Here is a 15167-nt window from a genome sequence, read left to right on the forward strand (position 1 = left end):
CCCGAAAGCCGCAAGATGCGGTTCGGGCCTGTTGGGTTGGCCAGAACGCAGCCTCCGGAGAGGCCACGTCGGCCACCAGCGTATTAGCAGAGCCGGGGAACCCCCGACGCCGTTTTCAAAGAAAACAGCTTACTCTGCAACAACCGCCAGCTTGACCGTTACTTCAACGTCGGAGTGCAGCTGAAGCTCGATCTCGTACTCGCCAGTCACCCGGATCGGGCCTTCCGGCAAACGAACTTCGCTCTTCTCAACTTCGGTACCACCGGCAGTGATCGCGTCAGCAATGTCGCGCACACCGATAGAGCCGAACAGCTTACCTTCTTCACCAGCCTTGGAGCTGATGGTGAAAGCAGCACCCTCGAGGGCCTCGGCACGAGCCTGGGCAGCAGCCTGCTTCTCAGCAGCCGCTTTCTCAAGCTCGGCACGACGCTCTTCGAACGCCTTCAGGTTTGCTTCAGTGGCAGGTACAGCCTTGCCATAAGGAAGCAGGAAATTACGACCGTAACCGGCCTTAACCTTCACCTTGTCACCCAGGGAGCCAAGGTTTGCAACTTTCTCGAGCAGAATAACTTCCATCTCGTTAACCTCTTCGTGCTTTATTCAGCCGGCCCGGCAGGGCTTATACGCCTCCGGATATCCAGCCAGCTATCCACAAAAGCCAGAACCACTAACAGAATCATCAGACTTGGGCCCAAAAGGATCAGCGCGACATAGAACATCGCCAACCAATTCCCACTGAGCTTTTTCAAACCAACAACACCGTGCACCAATGCCAGACTGGTCAGGAACAACGGTGTTCCCGCAGCCCAGGCAAGCAACATGGAATTGAGCCCCAGGAACGGGCCAACCACCATGGTCACCGCACACAACACCGCAATGGGGGGCGACAGCCGCAGGCTATGGAATTCCTTCCGGAATCCGCCGGGGTTATAAAGCCCCGCCTGCCAGGATCGCGCCAGCATGGTCATGCCCACACCCGTTGCCAGGTAGGTGCCGGCCATGCTCGCATTCATCGTGTCCCGGATAACCCTATCGAGGTCATCGCCAAGACTCTGCGCAATTTCGGCATTGTACTGTTGGTAAAAACTCACCCCGGCCTGGACCAGATCCTCCAGCAACCCCGGGTAGACCACAGGCAACATCAGGCCTGTGACGATTGCGAGAAAACTTCCCGCAAGCAGAGCTTTTTCCCAGGACAGCGTGGTTCTGATCAGCGACGCCATGAGCATAACCTGGAGCAACACAGCCAGAGCAGTCGGGTCCTGCCCGAAAATGCTCCAGCCGAGCGCCGGAAGTAATGCCCAGAGCCCGATGTTGAGCCCCTGGCCGATGCCAAGCCTGAGAATAACCAGGCCGACAACGGCTGCGCCAATCCAGAACAACAAGGGTACTGCAGTCGTGACTGCCGCTACCCCGCCGGCCTGGAAGGGACCGCGCATTACATACTGTGCAAGTGCACGCATGGTCCCAAGTCCTGTGTTTCTGTTACTTAGTTATCGTGGCTGTCCGAGTACGGCAGCAGTGCCAGGTAGCGGGCACGCTTGATAGCGGTAGCCAGCTGACGCTGATAACGTGCTTTGGTGCCGGTGATGCGGCTGGGCACGATTTTGCCGGTTTCAGTGATGTAGCCTTTCAGGGTGTCCAGATCTTTGTAATCGATCTCCTTAACACCCTCTGCCGTGAAGCGGCAGAACTTACGACGTCTGAAAAAACGAGCCATAACTTAACTCCTCAACTCCGGTTAATTACTCTTCTTCGTCCTGGGTTTCAGCACGCTGACGTGGCTCGTCAGATTCGGCTGAACGACGCGGGCGATCATCGCCGCCACGACGGTCTTCACGGGACTCGGAAGCTTTCATCGGGGACAGGTCTGTATCCGCACCATCGCGGCGCAGGATCATGTCGCGGATGATTGCATCGTTGAAACGGAAGTTGTGAGTCAGCTCGTCCATCGCGGCCTGTGAACATTCAACGTTCATCAGTACGTAGTGAGCCTTGTGAATCTTGTTGATCGGGTATGCCAGGTGACGACGGCCCCAATCTTCCAGGCGATGTACCTTGCCGCCATCTTCAGTGATGACGCCGGTATAACGCTCGATCATCGCGGGCACCTGCTCGCTCTGATCCGGATGTACCATAAAAACGATTTCGTAGTGACGCATGAGTTCTCCCTACGGTTTAAACAGCTTCCTTTTTACCGGCACGGCTTGTAAATCCGCGACCGACAAACATGAAAGCAAGGAGTTGACAGCAGCAGCTGCCGGTTTCTTTTTGCTTTATCAATAAGGCTTTACAAGAAAGGCTTGATCAAAAGCTCGGTCTCGGATTGCCTACATTCAGGCAACACAAAACCACCCCTTAAAAAAGGGGTCACATATTCTAGGCGGGGACGGGCCTGTGTGCAAGGGTTAACCGAGCCGTTGACGCAGGGCTTCGTATAGGCAAACACCCGTAGCCACGGACACGTTGAGACTGTCCACATGGCCCAGCATGGGGATATTGATGAGCTGGTCGCAGTGCTCCCGGGTCAGTCGGCGCATACCCTTGCCTTCAGCCCCCATCACCAGTGCCACCGGCCCCTTGAAATCGGCCTGGTAGAGCGTTGCGTCCGCCTCACCGGCGGTGCCGATCAGCCAGACTCCCTGATCCTGCAAACTCCGCAGAAAGCGGGCGAGATTGGTGACCCGCACCAAGGGCACCGTTTCCGCAGCACCACAGGCAACCTTGCGCGCAACCGGTGTCAGCGATGCGGATTTGTCCTTGGGCACAATGACCGCCTGGACACCCACCGCATCGGCGGTGCGCATGCAGGCGCCAAGATTATGAGGATCGGTGACACCATCCAGCACAAGCAAAAACGGCGGTTTGTCACTGCCCGCCAACTGAGCAAGCAGATCGTCTTCCGTCCACTCCCGGCTTTCACTGACGGCCGCGACAATACCCTGATGCACTCCGGACACGCGCTCGTCGAGCTCTTTACGATGCACAACTTTCCAACGCACACCCAGGCTATCCAGGGCATCGGTAATGCTCTTGACCCGCTTATCCTGCCTGCCGGTCTGAATCCAGACCTGCTGCAAACGTTCAGGCTCGCGCTTGAGGACAGCCTCAACCGCGTGCCAGCCAAACACAAATTCTCCGGACACTGATTCTGCTTCCTGTTACTTGCCTGATTTGCGCGGCTTGGCTTTCTTATCGCCTTTGCCAGCGCCACTGCTTTTTTTGCCTTTCTTCAGGGCAAGCTTTGCAGCTCGGGCTACCAGTTCGTCCCTGGCAGAGGGAGTTTCATCGTCATCAAAGGCCTCGGGGCCCGCCTTTTTCTTCTGCGAAGCCGGGCGCTTCCTAGGGGTCTTCGGGCCAGACTCGCCAGTTGATGCGCCTTTCTGACCAGGCCTGTTTCTGCCGGGCGGCTTGCCACCTTTGCCAGCGCCGCGCTTGCCCTTTCCTCGCTCGCCTTTATCTGGAACCTTGAGCGCGTCACGATCTGCCTGTCGATGCACGGGCTCGCTGATCAGCTCCAGGTCGATCTTGCGATCTTCCATTCCAACCCGAACGACTTTCACACGGACCTCATCGCCAAGCCGGAAACTCATGGCCGTGCGCTCACCAATGAGGCGATGCTTGGCCGAATCGTGATGGAAGAAGTCACCGCTGAGCGTCGACACGTGCACCAGCCCCTCTATGTAGACGCCAGAAAGCTCCACAAAGAAACCGAAGGGCACGACTGACGCAATGACGCCGTCGTATTCCTCACCGACATGATCACTCAGGTACTCGCACTTCAGCCAGGCCATGACATCCCGGGTGGCATCATCGGCACGCCGTTCTGCCATGGAGGTATGCTCACCCAACTGCTCCATCCGGGCCATATCGTAGGGGTATTCGGAAAGCTCCGGATCCGCTTTCGGGGGCACGATAACGTCTTTGGACGCCTGCCCTCCGTGGATTACCGATTTAATGGCCCGGTGATTGATAAGGTCCGGGTAACGTCGGATCGGCGATGTGAAGTGGGCATAACCCGCATAACCAAGACCAAAATGGCCACCCTCTTCCGGGCTGTAGACCGCCTGACTGAGTGAGCGCAGCATAACCGTCTGGATCACGTTGGCATCCGAGCGGTCCTTGATACTGTTCAGCAGTTCCTGGTAGTCCGCAGACGTGGGGTTATCACCGCCACCCAATTGCAGGCCCAGCTCGCCCAGGAACAGCCGGACCGCATTGAGGCGCTCTTCTGAAGGGCCATCATGCACCCGGTAAAGGGCCGGCAGTTTATGCTTCTTCAGGAATCGCGCTGTTGCTACGTTCGCGCACAGCATGCACTCCTCGATAATCTTGTGGGCGTCGTTCCGCTGCACCGGCACGATCTCTTCTATCTTCCGGTCGGCGTCAAACACGATCTTGGTTTCGGTGGTTTCGAAATCAATCGCACCACGCTCGGTACGGGCCTTGCGTAGCAACTGATAAAGCCCATAGAGATTATGCAGCTGCGGGAGGACATTGGCGTATTGCTCACACAGCTTGTAGCCCTGCTCGGTGTCCGGATGCTCCAGCATGGTGCTTACCTTGTTGTAGGTAAGCCGCGCATGACTGAACATGACCGCCTGATAGAAGCTGTAGCTGCTGATGTTACCGGCGGCGCTGATGGTCATATCAGCCACCATGCAGAGGCGATCCACCCCGGGGTTCAGCGAGCAGAGGCCATTGGACAGTTTTTCCGGCAGCATTGGCACGACGTGATCCGGGAAATAAACCGAAGTACTGCGGTTTACCGCCTCTTCGTCCAACGGCGTTCCGGGCCGCACATAGTGGGAAACGTCGGCGATCGCGACCAGCAGACGATAACCGCCACGAGGCCTTGGCTCGCAGTACACGGCATCATCGAAATCACGGGCAGTTTCGTCATCGATGGTGACCAGCCGGAGATTTCGGATATCCTTCCGGTTGGCCTTGTCTTTTTCGGTGACTTCTTCCGGAATTTGCGCAGTCTGCTCACCGACAGCGGGCGGCCAGCTATGGGGAATATCGTAGGAACGAATGGCAACATCGATCTCCATCCCCGGCGCCATGTGCTCCCCGAGAACCTCGACCACCTTACCCAATGGCTGGGTGCGCACGGTGGGCTGACGGACGATATCCACCACAACGTACTGGCCGTGGCGTGCATTGCCGCAATTCTCCTGGGGAATCAGTACTTCGTGGTTGATCCGCGCATTCTCCGGCACCACGAAGCTGATCCCGCTTTCCTGGAAAAAACGTCCCACCGTCTGACTGGTCCGATATTCCAGAACGTCAACGATCACACCTTCGCGCCGGCCGCGATCATCGACACGATCGACCCTCGCAGCCACCCGATCGCCATGGAACACCTGGCGCATCTGCCGGGCGGTGAGGAACAGGTCACTGCCTCCGTCGTCAGGGATCAGGAAACCGAAACCATCCTTATGACCAACCACCCTGCCGGCGACCAGTTCGGCCTCTTCAATCGGCAGATAGGCCCCACGGCGGTTACAGATCAACTGCCCGTCACGACACATGGCAATAAGACGCCGACGCAGAGCCTCGATACCCTCCGGGGAATTCTGTCCGAGTTCTTCACAAAGCGTCTCGTGTGTTGCCGGGGCACCACGCTCCTTGAGGTGCTCAAGGATGAACTCCCTGCTCTGGATCGGATTGTCGTATTTTTCTGCTTCACGACCTGCGTGCGGATCTCTGTCTGTCTTTTTTCTCGAAGCCATTCGTGTCCTTGTCCTGGTACCGTAATGCGGTGTGTCTTAATTGAATTTGATCCCGAGTATAACGCCGGTGCAAAGGAAGTGCCTAACCACACAAAGAATATAGGCACAAATACCACTCAAGGTTTTTGATAAAAAACGTTTGACACCGTTTTCCGGAATTATTAAAGTACGCGCCATCGGTTGAGGGGCAATACCTCAGCTGCGGCAGAACTGCTAAGTTTTCAACGAACTAAAAGCAGAACTGCAAATCACCTGCCGAGGTGGTGAAATTGGTAGACACGCTAGCTTCAGGTGCTAGTGGGGGCAACCCCGTGGAGGTTCAAGTCCTCTCCTCGGCACCACTTTCTTCCTCAGGAAGTGGTCAGACAGCCAACCGGCCAGATCTCGATTTTCTCTGAATAACGCTCAATTCGTTCTACTTCTTTGCTGTCAGACAGCAACAGAAATAGACTTGCCTCCGGCTATTCCAGCAACCCTACCAGATATTCAGACAACCTCTGGTAGCTATACTCCACCCGCGCATAAGCGGAATTGGGGACACCCTCGAACTCTCGACCACAATCACCAGCAGCGCTGTAGCTTTTCAGGTAGGCATCACGGATGAGGTTCGGCTGTTCAGCAACAAAGCCCGGCCCATCTGCTGCAGGGTAGTTCATAGCCCATTCGAAACTGCCATCACCCGTCACCCGGGCCAGCAGGAGCAGATCGGGATCGAGGAATCCATAGCGCAACAGTCGAAGATTCGGTTGCTCATTTTCGGAAAACGCCCTTCGATCGAACTCAAGAACCGGATCGGTAAAACCGGAGGGCTGTGGGTCATGGCCGGCAAACTGGTACGGCTGAACACCTGTTACCACCTGACTTGCTTCCAAGGCATCGTCCTGTGGCGTACAACTGCTGATGCCGACCGCAAAGGTTACGGCCTCCACCTCACTGCCCTGCTCTGCAATCCGGTAACCGGGAAACACCGACGACGAATTTGCGGTTTCCGGAACCAGCGTACGGGTTGCGCCACCGCTTGTCGCTGCAACCAATGCCACCAGATCACCACTGTCCCTGGTCCAGCTGTAGGTAACCTCGGGGTTCCCGCCGAGCTCCGATGAGCCCGCTGCAACCCCGCGGTGCTGATGACAGGTGGTACTGGTTTCGAAATAGGCTCGGCGGTTGTCCCAGTCGAAAACCAGACGCTCATCCGTTCCCTCTTCATCGAAATTCAAGCGGCTCTGCTCCGACAGTGCGGCGGAGGGCAACCACTGGGTTTGCAGGTTCGCCATATAGCCATTCACGCCGATCAGCCGCGCTAACTCCGGCATGGAAGGTGACAGACAGCCATTCGCCGAGACGGATAGCAGGCGCCCGCTCTCACTGTAATCGAAGGCCAGCTCGGCGGAGATCTGAAGGCCGGAACGATTGGCAGGCAGGGTGTTCTGACTGGAAGGCTCGGCGTAGATTTTCTGACTGGTCAGCAGCACCGGGTCGCTCAGCTCCACATCCACTTCAGGCAGGGCCAGGGCATCGACATCAACATTGGCAAAATCACCCTGGGCCGTGGCATCAACCACCGCAATGACATCCGCGGCATTCTGTACCAGCGATACGCCCAGCAGAAACGCCGCTTCCTTACTCAGGAATCGCTCCGTGCCGTCACTGTCTCCGGCTGCCAGCAGGTCGTTATAGGCAGCAGGAATCTGGCTGGCCATAAACCTTGCCAATGCCCTGGCATAGGCGTGTGAGCGATCGTCCCGGGCGAGGATATAATCGCGCACCAGATTCAAATCGGCCAGGCTGGCAGCGACGCTGGACGGCGTTTCCAGGAACGAACCCAGACCGACAATGCCCCGATAGCGGGCCAGTGTTGTCAGTGGCGTGATATTGCGGACACCGGGAGGCGCCGACATCAGATAGGCACTGGCCACCGGCACTTCTCCAATGCGCGTTTCCTCAAGGGTTTTACCCGGCAGGGCTACGGCATGCAGCGAATAGTCCCGTGGATCAAGATCGGGGCCGACTGCAGGGTCGAGAACCAGCTCCGAAATATCCATTACAAAACGACCACCGGCGCCACTCATTGCGGTGGGTTCACCCGAGGCAAGGGTGACTTCACTGCCGTTATCCAGTTCGATGACCAGAGGCCCCGGCGTAAACTGACTGTCACCATCCATATCCAGCCAGACCCGGGCGTTCTTCAGGTATCCGTCGATGACCTTGCCGGTATAGGGTGCCGGCTCACTGTACTCCACGCCGTCGAAATCCCGCCCGTCCACGGGCAGTTGGTCGGATTCCTCACCGCAACCGGCCAGGATGAGGGAGAAAGCAGTAACAGAGAGACCAATGAGGCGTTTCATCGCGGCAACCGTTTATCCTTGTTAGAGGTTGTGCCGCTACTTTAGGGGATGTGGTGATCGGAGACCTTGATAGGTTTGGCAATTTGTAAAGTTTGGTAACAGGTCAGGACGAACAGCTGTAATGGGAAAACCCTCCGAGATCGAACAGCTCGGAGGGCTTCAGCCGGTAGTAGCGATGCTCAATCCCATGCGATTGCTCGGCATAGGGTTGAATCAATACTTTTTGCAGTTCCCTCAGTGGCAGGTAATCACCTTCGGCAGCTTGCTGATAGGCGGGAACCACGAACCACTCTCGCATGGTGTATTTCGGGTTCACGAGTTTCATGTTTCGGGACAGTTCCTCGCGGAGCTGGGATCCGTCGCCAGCCCCGTCGACTTCAATCTGTGATTTCCACTTGGCAAGCCATTCGGACCAGCGCTTGAGCAGCCCTTCCGAATTAGCCACTCCTGCTTCATCCAGTGACCTGTAAAAGCTCTTTTTTATTGGCTCAATGTCGTCGGGTATCGACGAAAGCTCACGAAAGAGAATTGTGTAATCGACCGGAGTTCGGGTCATCAGCGCTATCAGCTCCCTGAAGAGCTCAGCGTCAAAAGCCTCAAGGCCCAGCTTCGCTGCCCACATCTTCTCCATTTCCGCCTGCATCACCTCCGGGAAACCGTCATGAATCTCTTCAAGTTGAGCCAGTTCTTCCTCGTGAGCGTGTAACAGAGGCCTCAGGGCCGAACAGAAACTTTTAAAGTTCCTCTCCGCAGCCGCAGGTTGATTCAAGAAAGCGAAGTGTTGCCCACCGCCGGTCCACGGTTGGTAAAAAGGCTCAAACACTTCGCAGAAGCCGAAGGGGCCGTAATCCAGTGTGAAGCCGCCTGCGGCGCAGTTGTCACTGTTGAAATTCCCCTGGCAGTAACCAACCCGAATCCAGTTCGCAACCAGGGAAGCAAGCCGGCTGCGGAACTCCCGCGCGAGCATCATGATTTTTGTAGGAATATCGAGTGACTGATCAATGACCTCGCTGTATTCCCGATCAATCAGATGCAATACCAACTGCTCGAGTTCTTCAATCGCTCGGGGGTGCTCATGCTTTCGGGCCCTGCGCCCGAAAAGTTCTAGCTGGCCAACCCGAATGAAGGACGGGGCTACGCGGGTGGATATGGCAACCGGCTCCGAAATGAGCTGGTCCGGATCCCGGGAATGGGAACCCTCGGAGTACCAGGGGCGCCGCACCCTCTCCGTTTTCGAGACATAAAGACTCAGTGACCGGGAGGTCGGCACACCCAGGGCGTGCATGTGCTCTTGCGCCAGGAATTCACGGACGCTGGAGCGCAGAACGGCCCGACCATCGGCACCACGACAATACGGCGTCTGCCCTCCACCCTTGAGCTGCATTTCCCAACGTCGACCGTTTAGAACAGCTTCCAGTACCGAAATGGCACGGCCGTCGCCATAGCCATTGCCGGTCTGAAACGGGCATTGCTGGGTGTACTCGGTGCCGTAGATGGACAGCGCGTAGCCAGAGGCCCAGCCCACTTTTCGCATCGGCTCCGGAACGAGCGAGAGGTCGCCGGAGAACATCCGGATAAAGTCGTCGGATTGGGCCAGGCTGTCAGCAAAGCCCAGCTCGCGGAACAAACCTTCGCTGTGGGTGACGTATTCAGGGGTCTCGATGGGCGTTGGCCTGACCGGCACATAGTGCCCCGAAAAGACCTGCCGAGGCCGATGGTCAACACCATCGGGAGTGGCATCAGGATCAGGGCTCAGACGATCCATCAGCGAATAGTCGGTCATCGGTGCAAGTTCTTCGAGATTGGTCACTTCGAAACTGGTTTCCAGCGACAACGGCTGTCTCATCTGTGCCTCTCCTGATCAAAGGAAACGGGCAGTGCCAGCACTGCCCTCAGCCGCCCTTATGACCAGGCCCCGGGCCATGCTCAGAATGAGCGGGCAACGATTTCCTTCATGATTTCATTGGTGCCGGCGTATATCCGCTGCACCCGTGAGTCTGCCCAGGCACGTGCAATCGGGTACTCCCACATGTAGCCGTACCCACCATGAAGTTGAACGCACTCATCCATCACCTTGCACTGCAGGTCTGTGGTGAGCTGCTTCAGCATCGCAGCGGTAGGAATGTCGAGTTTTTTGTCCAGATGCAGTTCCAGGCAACGATCGGTGAATACCCGGGCCGCGGTGATTTCCGCTTTCATTTCGGCCATCTTGAAGCGGGTATTCTGAAAAGCAATCACCGGCTTGCCGAAGGCGTTGCGCTCCTTGACGTAATCCAGGGTCCACTCCCAGGCGGCTTCAGCAGCGGCTACGGCCCCCAGAGCAACCTGCAGACGCTCGGCCGCCAGTTCCTGCATCAACTGGAAAAAGCCCTGACCCTCTCCCGGGCCGATCAGGTTTCCTGCAGGCACTTTCACGTCCTGGAAGAACAGCTCGGAGGTGTCCTGAGCCTTCATACCCACCTTGTTCAGGTTCTGACCTTTCTCGAAACCTTCCCACGCGGTTTCCACCATGAACAGACTGATACCCTTGGCGCCTTCCTTGGGATCCGTTTTGGCAACCACAATAACCACGTCGGCAAGCTGGCCATTGGTAATAAAGGTTTTTGAACCGTTCAGAACGTAATGGTCGCCGTTCTTGACTGCCGTGGTTTTCACGCCCTGCAGATCGGAACCAGCGCCTGGCTCGGTCATGGCGATAGCACCGATCATCTCACCGCTGGCCAGCTTCGGTAAATAGTGGTTTTTGAGCTCGTCGGAACCGTAGTTAAGCACGTAGGGCGCAACAATATCAGAGTGCAGGCCCCAGCCTATTCCGGTCAAGCCCGCCCTGGCCACTTCTTCGATCAACACCGCGCTGTACCGGAAATCCGCGCCTACACCGCCAAACTCTTCTGGCAGGCAAGGGCAAAGGAAGCCCAAGTCGCCGGCTTTCTGCCAGAGTTCGCGGCTGACCTGGCCGTCTTTCTCCCACTGATCATGGTAAGGCGCTGCCTCCTGCTCCAAAAACTTGCGGACGGAATCGCGGAAGCCTTCAAGGTCGGCATCGAAGAGAGTACGTGGAATCATGGTGAACCTCGGTGAATAACCTGTGTTGTGATTGTGGTTCACCAAGTCTCTGCCCGGAGCCCGGTTTGCTCAATGATGAAAAGCATCAATCGCGCTGACCAAAACCATCGCCCAGAGCGGCCTCAGCCCTTGCGCTTCTCCTCAGCGCGGGCTTCGCCCCAGCGGGGCATCAGGTCCTGGGGCAGGTTCAGATGATCGAGGATGCGGGCAACAATGAAATCCACCAGATCCTCGACTGACTGGGGCTTATGGTAGAAGCCGGGGCTGGCCGGCATGATGACGGCACCCATGCGGGTCAGTTTCAGCATATTCTCCAGATGCACCTCGGAGAAAGGCGCCTCTCTGGGCACAAGAATAAGCGGACGCCGCTCCTTCAGGGCAACATCACCGGCGCGCTCGATCAGATTATTGCTGGCACCGGTCGCCAGGGCCGAGAGCGTTCCGGTGCTGCAGGGGCAAACCACCAGCGGCGCTTTTTCCCCGGAGCCGGAGGCCGGCGGTGCAAACCAGTCTTCCCGACCAAACACCAGAACCTGCCCCGGTTCCGCGTCGGCATAGACAGACAGGGTTTCCTGCATCGCCGGCGGGGTTCCAGGCAGCTTGAGGTCGGTTTCGGTAGCGATTACCACCTGCGCGGCCCGACTGACCATCACATTCACCCGGCAGCCGGCCGAAACCAGGCACTGCAGCAGGCGCAGGCCATACTGGGCACCGGACGCGCCGGTGAACGCCAGGTTAACGGTTGATGGCCAGTTCTGATCGTTGCTCATTAAAGTCGCCATTTGTCAGTCGGAGGAAGTCGCCGGATGCGACGGATCAGCCACGGATACGCTCAAGCTCGGCAATAAGTTTACCGTGAATACCACCAAAGCCACCGTTGCTCATGATCACAATGTGACAGGGGCTGGGAAGATCTTCCAGAGTGCGTGCCAGCAATGCCTCGACCGTTGCCTCCACCCGGTGCTGATCAGAATCGGCATTCAGGTCCTGCCAACCGGCAATCAGTTCCGGCAGCCAGTCCATATCATTCAGGTTGGCCCACAGAACCCGGTCCGCGGTTTCCGCGCTGGGCAGCAGTGTCTGCTGGTGGACACCCTGCTTCATGGTGTTTGAGCGCGGTTCAATCAGGGCCAGGATGGGCTCGTCGCCCACCTGGTTCCGCAAACCCTCGAGGGTGGTGGCAATGGCTGTTGGGTGGTGGGCAAAGTCGTCGTATACACGCACGCCGCCTATGTCCGCCAGCAACTCCATCCGCCGTTTGACGCCGGAGAACCGGCACAGGGCCGCCACCGCATGGTCAGGGGTGACGCCCACGTGACGGGCGGCAGCAATAGCAGACAAGGCATTGCGGACATTATGCAGACCGGTCTGATCCCACTTCAGTGTCGCTACCGGCTGCTCGTGATGAATCACCAGAAACCGGCTGCCGTCCTCCGATAGCAGCTCGGCTCGCCAGTCCGACATGCGAGGTGTCTCGCTGCCAATGGCGGTGTCCTGGACCGGGCTCCAGCAGCCCATTTCCAGAGCATTGTCCAGATGGCCATCCACCGCCGGGCGGATAATCAAACCCTGGGATGGGACGGTTCGCACCAGGTGATGGAACTGTCGCTCGATAGCTTCGACATTCTCGAAGATATCCGCGTGGTCGAACTCAAGGTTGTTCAGGATCAGGGTGTGGGGACGGTAATGGACAAACTTGGAACGTTTGTCGAAGAAGGCGCTGTCGTATTCATCCGCCTCGATCACAAAAAAGTCGCTGTTTCCCAAACGCGCTGAGACAGGAAAGTCCCGCGGAACACCGCCAACCAGATAGCCCGGTTCAAACCCGGCCTGATCCAGTATCCAGAGCAGCATGGATGTCGTCGTGGTCTTGCCGTGGGTACCGGCTACCGCCATTACCCAGCGGTGCCTGAGCACCTCCCGGCTCAGCCACTCGGGCCCGGACATGTAGTCGATATTGCGGTTAAGCACCGCTTCAACTTCCTGATTGCCTCGGGACATAGCGTTACCGATCAGCACAAGGTCCGGCTTCGGCTCCAGGTGATCAGGGCTATACCCTTCCATCAGGCTGATACCCTGAGCCTCCAACTGGGTGCTCATGGGCGGATAAACCCCCTGATCGGAGCCGGTCACCGTGTGGCCCAGCTCCCGGGCCAGAACGGCCAGGCTGCCCATGAAGGTGCCACAGATTCCGAGGATATGAATGTGCATTCGGCAACTGCCCTCTGTGTTGAAATCCGACAAGCCTCCCGTATCCGCCCCACCCCGTCAAGAGCCACGCTATCCGCAATCCTGCTCATGAAAATTGCCAGCGATTGGCGTATCATCTGCGCCATTGTCGAACCAGCAGGAGGCTCCAGCCCGAGATGGCCATCAAGAACGCATTCTACGCTCAATCCGGCGGTGTCACCGCCGTCATCAATGCCAGTGCCTGTGGCGTCATTCAGACCGCCCGCAAGCATCCGGACAAAATCGGCAAGGTATTTGCCGGACGCAACGGCATTATCGGGGCGCTGAAGGAAGAACTGATTGATACCAGCCTCGAAAGCGACGATGCCATCCAGGCACTGATACACACTCCGGGGGGCGCTTTCGGCTCCTGTCGCCACAAGCTCAAGAACATTTCCGAGAACCGTCGCGAATACGAGCGCCTGATTGAGGTGTTCCGGGCCCACGACATTGGCTACTTCTTCTATAACGGCGGCGGGGACTCACAGGATACTGCCTATAAAGTCTCACAAATTGCTGACAAGATGGGCTACCCCATTACCTGCATCGGCGTGCCCAAGACTGTCGATAACGATCTTCCGTTTACCGACTGCTGCCCCGGCTTCGGTTCCGTTGCCAAGTACATTGCCACTTCCACCCTGGAAGCCAGCCTGGACATCAAGTCCATGTGCGAAACATCCACCAAGGTGTTCATCCTGGAAGTGATGGGGCGTCATGCCGGCTGGATTGCCGCATCTGGCGGTCTGGCAGGACAGGGCGAGGGCGAACCGCCCCACATTATCCTGTTCCCGGAAATTCCGTTCGATCGCGAAAGCTTCCTGGCCCGCGTGGATCACTGTGTGAAGGAATACGGCTACTGTGTAGTCGTGGCCTCCGAGGGTGCCCAGTACGAAGATGGTCGCTTCCTGGCGGACGCCGGTGCCAAGGACGCGTTTGGTCATACCCAGCTAGGCGGTGTGGCGCCGGCCCTGGCCAACATGGTCAAGCAAGCCCTGGGCCACAAGTACCATTGGGCTGTTGCCGACTACCTGCAGCGCAGCGCCCGCCACATTGCCTCCGCCACCGATGTGGAGCAGGCCTATGCCGTTGGCAAGGCAGCCGTAGACATGGCTCTGGAGGGCAAGCAGGCCCTGATGCCCACGATCGTCCGCGAACAGGGAAAGCCTTACCGCTGGAAGATTGGCGAAGCCCCCCTCAGTGAAGTGGCAAACCAGGAAAAGAAGATGCCGATTCACTTCATCACCGACGATGGTTTTGGCATCACCCAGGATTGCCGGGACTATCTGGAGCCCCTGATTTACGGGGAGAGTTTCCCGCCGTTCGACAATGGTCTGCCACGAGTGGCCAAACTCCAGAACACGTTGACCGAGAAGAAGCTGAAAACCGATTTCCAGCTGTAGTCCCCTTCGGCCACCATCGGCAAATAAAAAAGCCTGACAGATTATCTCTGTCAGGCTTTTTTCATTGTTCGGGAAACCAGCGTCGTTTGTTAGCGGGCGAGTTCCGCCTGGTGATCGCGCACATAGGCATAGAATTGATCAAATCCTCCCACGTACTGGCTCCCGACAAGAATCTGCGGCACGGTGTACACCGGCCGGCCAACCCGGTCGGCGATGTCCTGTTTGCTCATACCCTTCTCGATCATATCGACCCAGACATAGGGAATGTTTCTGGCCTCACACAGGTGCTTTGCCTGTACACAGAATCCACAACTTGAACGGCCGTAAATCGTGACCTGCTCCATAAACACCTCCCCAAGCTCTCTGGCGGTTAATTTCGGTATTCAAATCTT

The 15167-nt window shown here is 57.4% G+C and carries 13 protein-coding genes and 1 tRNA gene; 2 read left to right on the top strand and 12 right to left on the bottom strand.

What is annotated here, in order from left to right:
- Positions 1-129: 129 nt before the first annotated feature.
- The 6 genes from rplI to rnr all read right to left on the bottom strand — a co-directional run bounded on the left by rplI (position 130) and on the right by rnr (position 5735).
- Complete coding sequence (gene rplI, locus FMN52_RS08050) at positions 130-576, bottom strand: 50S ribosomal protein L9 (RefSeq protein WP_148608139.1); 447 nt, start codon at positions 574-576, stop codon at positions 130-132.
- A 20-nt stretch (positions 577-596) separates the two neighbouring features.
- Positions 597-1463 carry a hypothetical protein gene (locus tag FMN52_RS08055; RefSeq protein ID WP_148608140.1) on the bottom strand — a complete coding sequence of 289 codons (867 nt, stop codon included), beginning with the start codon at positions 1461-1463 and terminating at the stop codon, positions 597-599.
- Positions 1464-1489: 26 nt separating this feature from the next.
- Positions 1490-1720, bottom strand: coding sequence for a 30S ribosomal protein S18 (gene rpsR / locus FMN52_RS08060; RefSeq protein WP_007154918.1), 231 nt, complete (start codon positions 1718-1720; stop codon positions 1490-1492).
- A gap of 25 nt (positions 1721-1745) precedes the next feature.
- A complete protein-coding gene (rpsF, locus tag FMN52_RS08065; RefSeq protein WP_008176389.1) occupies positions 1746-2162 on the bottom strand; it encodes a 30S ribosomal protein S6 in 417 nt (138 codons plus the stop codon).
- A gap of 246 nt (positions 2163-2408) precedes the next feature.
- Positions 2409-3146 (bottom strand): 23S rRNA (guanosine(2251)-2'-O)-methyltransferase RlmB, encoded by a 738-nt coding sequence (gene rlmB / locus FMN52_RS08070; RefSeq protein ID WP_148608141.1) that lies wholly within the window; start codon positions 3144-3146, stop codon positions 2409-2411.
- A 15-nt stretch (positions 3147-3161) separates the two neighbouring features.
- On the bottom strand, positions 3162-5735 hold the full coding sequence (rnr, locus tag FMN52_RS08075; RefSeq protein WP_148608142.1) for a ribonuclease R: 2574 nt from the start codon (positions 5733-5735) through the stop codon (positions 3162-3164).
- A 254-nt stretch (positions 5736-5989) separates the two neighbouring features.
- On the opposite strand from rnr, the gene FMN52_RS08080 reads away from it, so the two are divergent.
- Positions 5990-6076: transfer RNA gene (locus FMN52_RS08080), tRNA-Leu, on the top strand.
- 120 nt (positions 6077-6196) lie between these two features.
- Here the strand turns inward: FMN52_RS08080 and FMN52_RS08085 are convergent.
- The 5 genes from FMN52_RS08085 to mpl all read right to left on the bottom strand — a co-directional run bounded on the left by FMN52_RS08085 (position 6197) and on the right by mpl (position 13357).
- A complete protein-coding gene (locus tag FMN52_RS08085) occupies positions 6197-8080 on the bottom strand; it encodes a hypothetical protein (protein ID WP_148608143.1) in 1884 nt (627 codons plus the stop codon).
- A 103-nt stretch (positions 8081-8183) separates the two neighbouring features.
- A complete protein-coding gene (locus FMN52_RS08090; RefSeq protein ID WP_148608144.1) occupies positions 8184-9926 on the bottom strand; it encodes a protein adenylyltransferase SelO family protein in 1743 nt (580 codons plus the stop codon).
- Between the two features lie 80 nt (positions 9927-10006).
- On the bottom strand, positions 10007-11146 hold the full coding sequence (locus FMN52_RS08095; protein ID WP_148608145.1) for an acyl-CoA dehydrogenase family protein: 1140 nt from the start codon (positions 11144-11146) through the stop codon (positions 10007-10009).
- 122 nt (positions 11147-11268) lie between these two features.
- Positions 11269-11916: a flavin prenyltransferase UbiX gene (locus FMN52_RS08100; protein WP_148608146.1), complete on the bottom strand. Its 648-nt coding sequence runs from the start codon at positions 11914-11916 to the stop codon at positions 11269-11271.
- A gap of 46 nt (positions 11917-11962) precedes the next feature.
- Positions 11963-13357: a UDP-N-acetylmuramate:L-alanyl-gamma-D-glutamyl-meso-diaminopimelate ligase gene (gene mpl / locus FMN52_RS08105; RefSeq protein ID WP_148608147.1), complete on the bottom strand. Its 1395-nt coding sequence runs from the start codon at positions 13355-13357 to the stop codon at positions 11963-11965.
- A 155-nt stretch (positions 13358-13512) separates the two neighbouring features.
- Here mpl and FMN52_RS08110 point away from each other — a divergent pair, with 155 nt between their 5' ends.
- A complete protein-coding gene (locus FMN52_RS08110; RefSeq protein ID WP_148608148.1) occupies positions 13513-14775 on the top strand; it encodes a 6-phosphofructokinase in 1263 nt (420 codons plus the stop codon).
- Between the two features lie 89 nt (positions 14776-14864).
- Here the strand turns inward: FMN52_RS08110 and FMN52_RS08115 are convergent, their stop codons facing one another.
- Positions 14865-15119 (bottom strand): GrxA family glutaredoxin, encoded by a 255-nt coding sequence (locus FMN52_RS08115; RefSeq protein ID WP_148608149.1) that lies wholly within the window; start codon positions 15117-15119, stop codon positions 14865-14867.
- Positions 15120-15167 lie beyond the last annotated feature (48 nt).

Source organism: Marinobacter sp. BW6 (genome assembly GCF_008107725.1).
In the GTDB taxonomy this organism is placed as follows: domain Bacteria; phylum Pseudomonadota; class Gammaproteobacteria; order Pseudomonadales; family Oleiphilaceae; genus Marinobacter.

Bases quoted from the DNA above. Each gene is read 5' to 3' on its own strand.
- FMN52_RS08100 (WP_148608146.1), bottom strand. From the start codon at position 11,916: ATGAGCAACGATCAGAACTGGCCATCAACCGTTAACCTGGCGTTCACC.
- rpsR (WP_007154918.1), bottom strand. From the start codon at position 1,720: ATGGCTCGTTTTTTCAGACGTCGTAAGTTCTGCCGCTTCACGGCAGAG.
- FMN52_RS08110 (WP_148608148.1), top strand. From the start codon at position 13,513: ATGGCCATCAAGAACGCATTCTACGCTCAATCCGGCGGTGTCACCGCC.
- mpl (WP_148608147.1), bottom strand. From the start codon at position 13,357: ATGCACATTCATATCCTCGGAATCTGTGGCACCTTCATGGGCAGCCTG.
- FMN52_RS08090 (WP_148608144.1), bottom strand. From the start codon at position 9,926: ATGAGACAGCCGTTGTCGCTGGAAACCAGTTTCGAAGTGACCAATCTC.
- rnr (WP_148608142.1), bottom strand. From the start codon at position 5,735: ATGGCTTCGAGAAAAAAGACAGACAGAGATCCGCACGCAGGTCGTGAA.
- FMN52_RS08115 (WP_148608149.1), bottom strand. From the start codon at position 15,119: ATGGAGCAGGTCACGATTTACGGCCGTTCAAGTTGTGGATTCTGTGTA.
- FMN52_RS08085 (WP_148608143.1), bottom strand. From the start codon at position 8,080: ATGAAACGCCTCATTGGTCTCTCTGTTACTGCTTTCTCCCTCATCCTG.
- FMN52_RS08055 (WP_148608140.1), bottom strand. From the start codon at position 1,463: ATGCGTGCACTTGCACAGTATGTAATGCGCGGTCCCTTCCAGGCCGGC.
- rplI (WP_148608139.1), bottom strand. From the start codon at position 576: ATGGAAGTTATTCTGCTCGAGAAAGTTGCAAACCTTGGCTCCCTGGGT.
- FMN52_RS08095 (WP_148608145.1), bottom strand. From the start codon at position 11,146: ATGATTCCACGTACTCTCTTCGATGCCGACCTTGAAGGCTTCCGCGAT.
- rpsF (WP_008176389.1), bottom strand. From the start codon at position 2,162: ATGCGTCACTACGAAATCGTTTTTATGGTACATCCGGATCAGAGCGAG.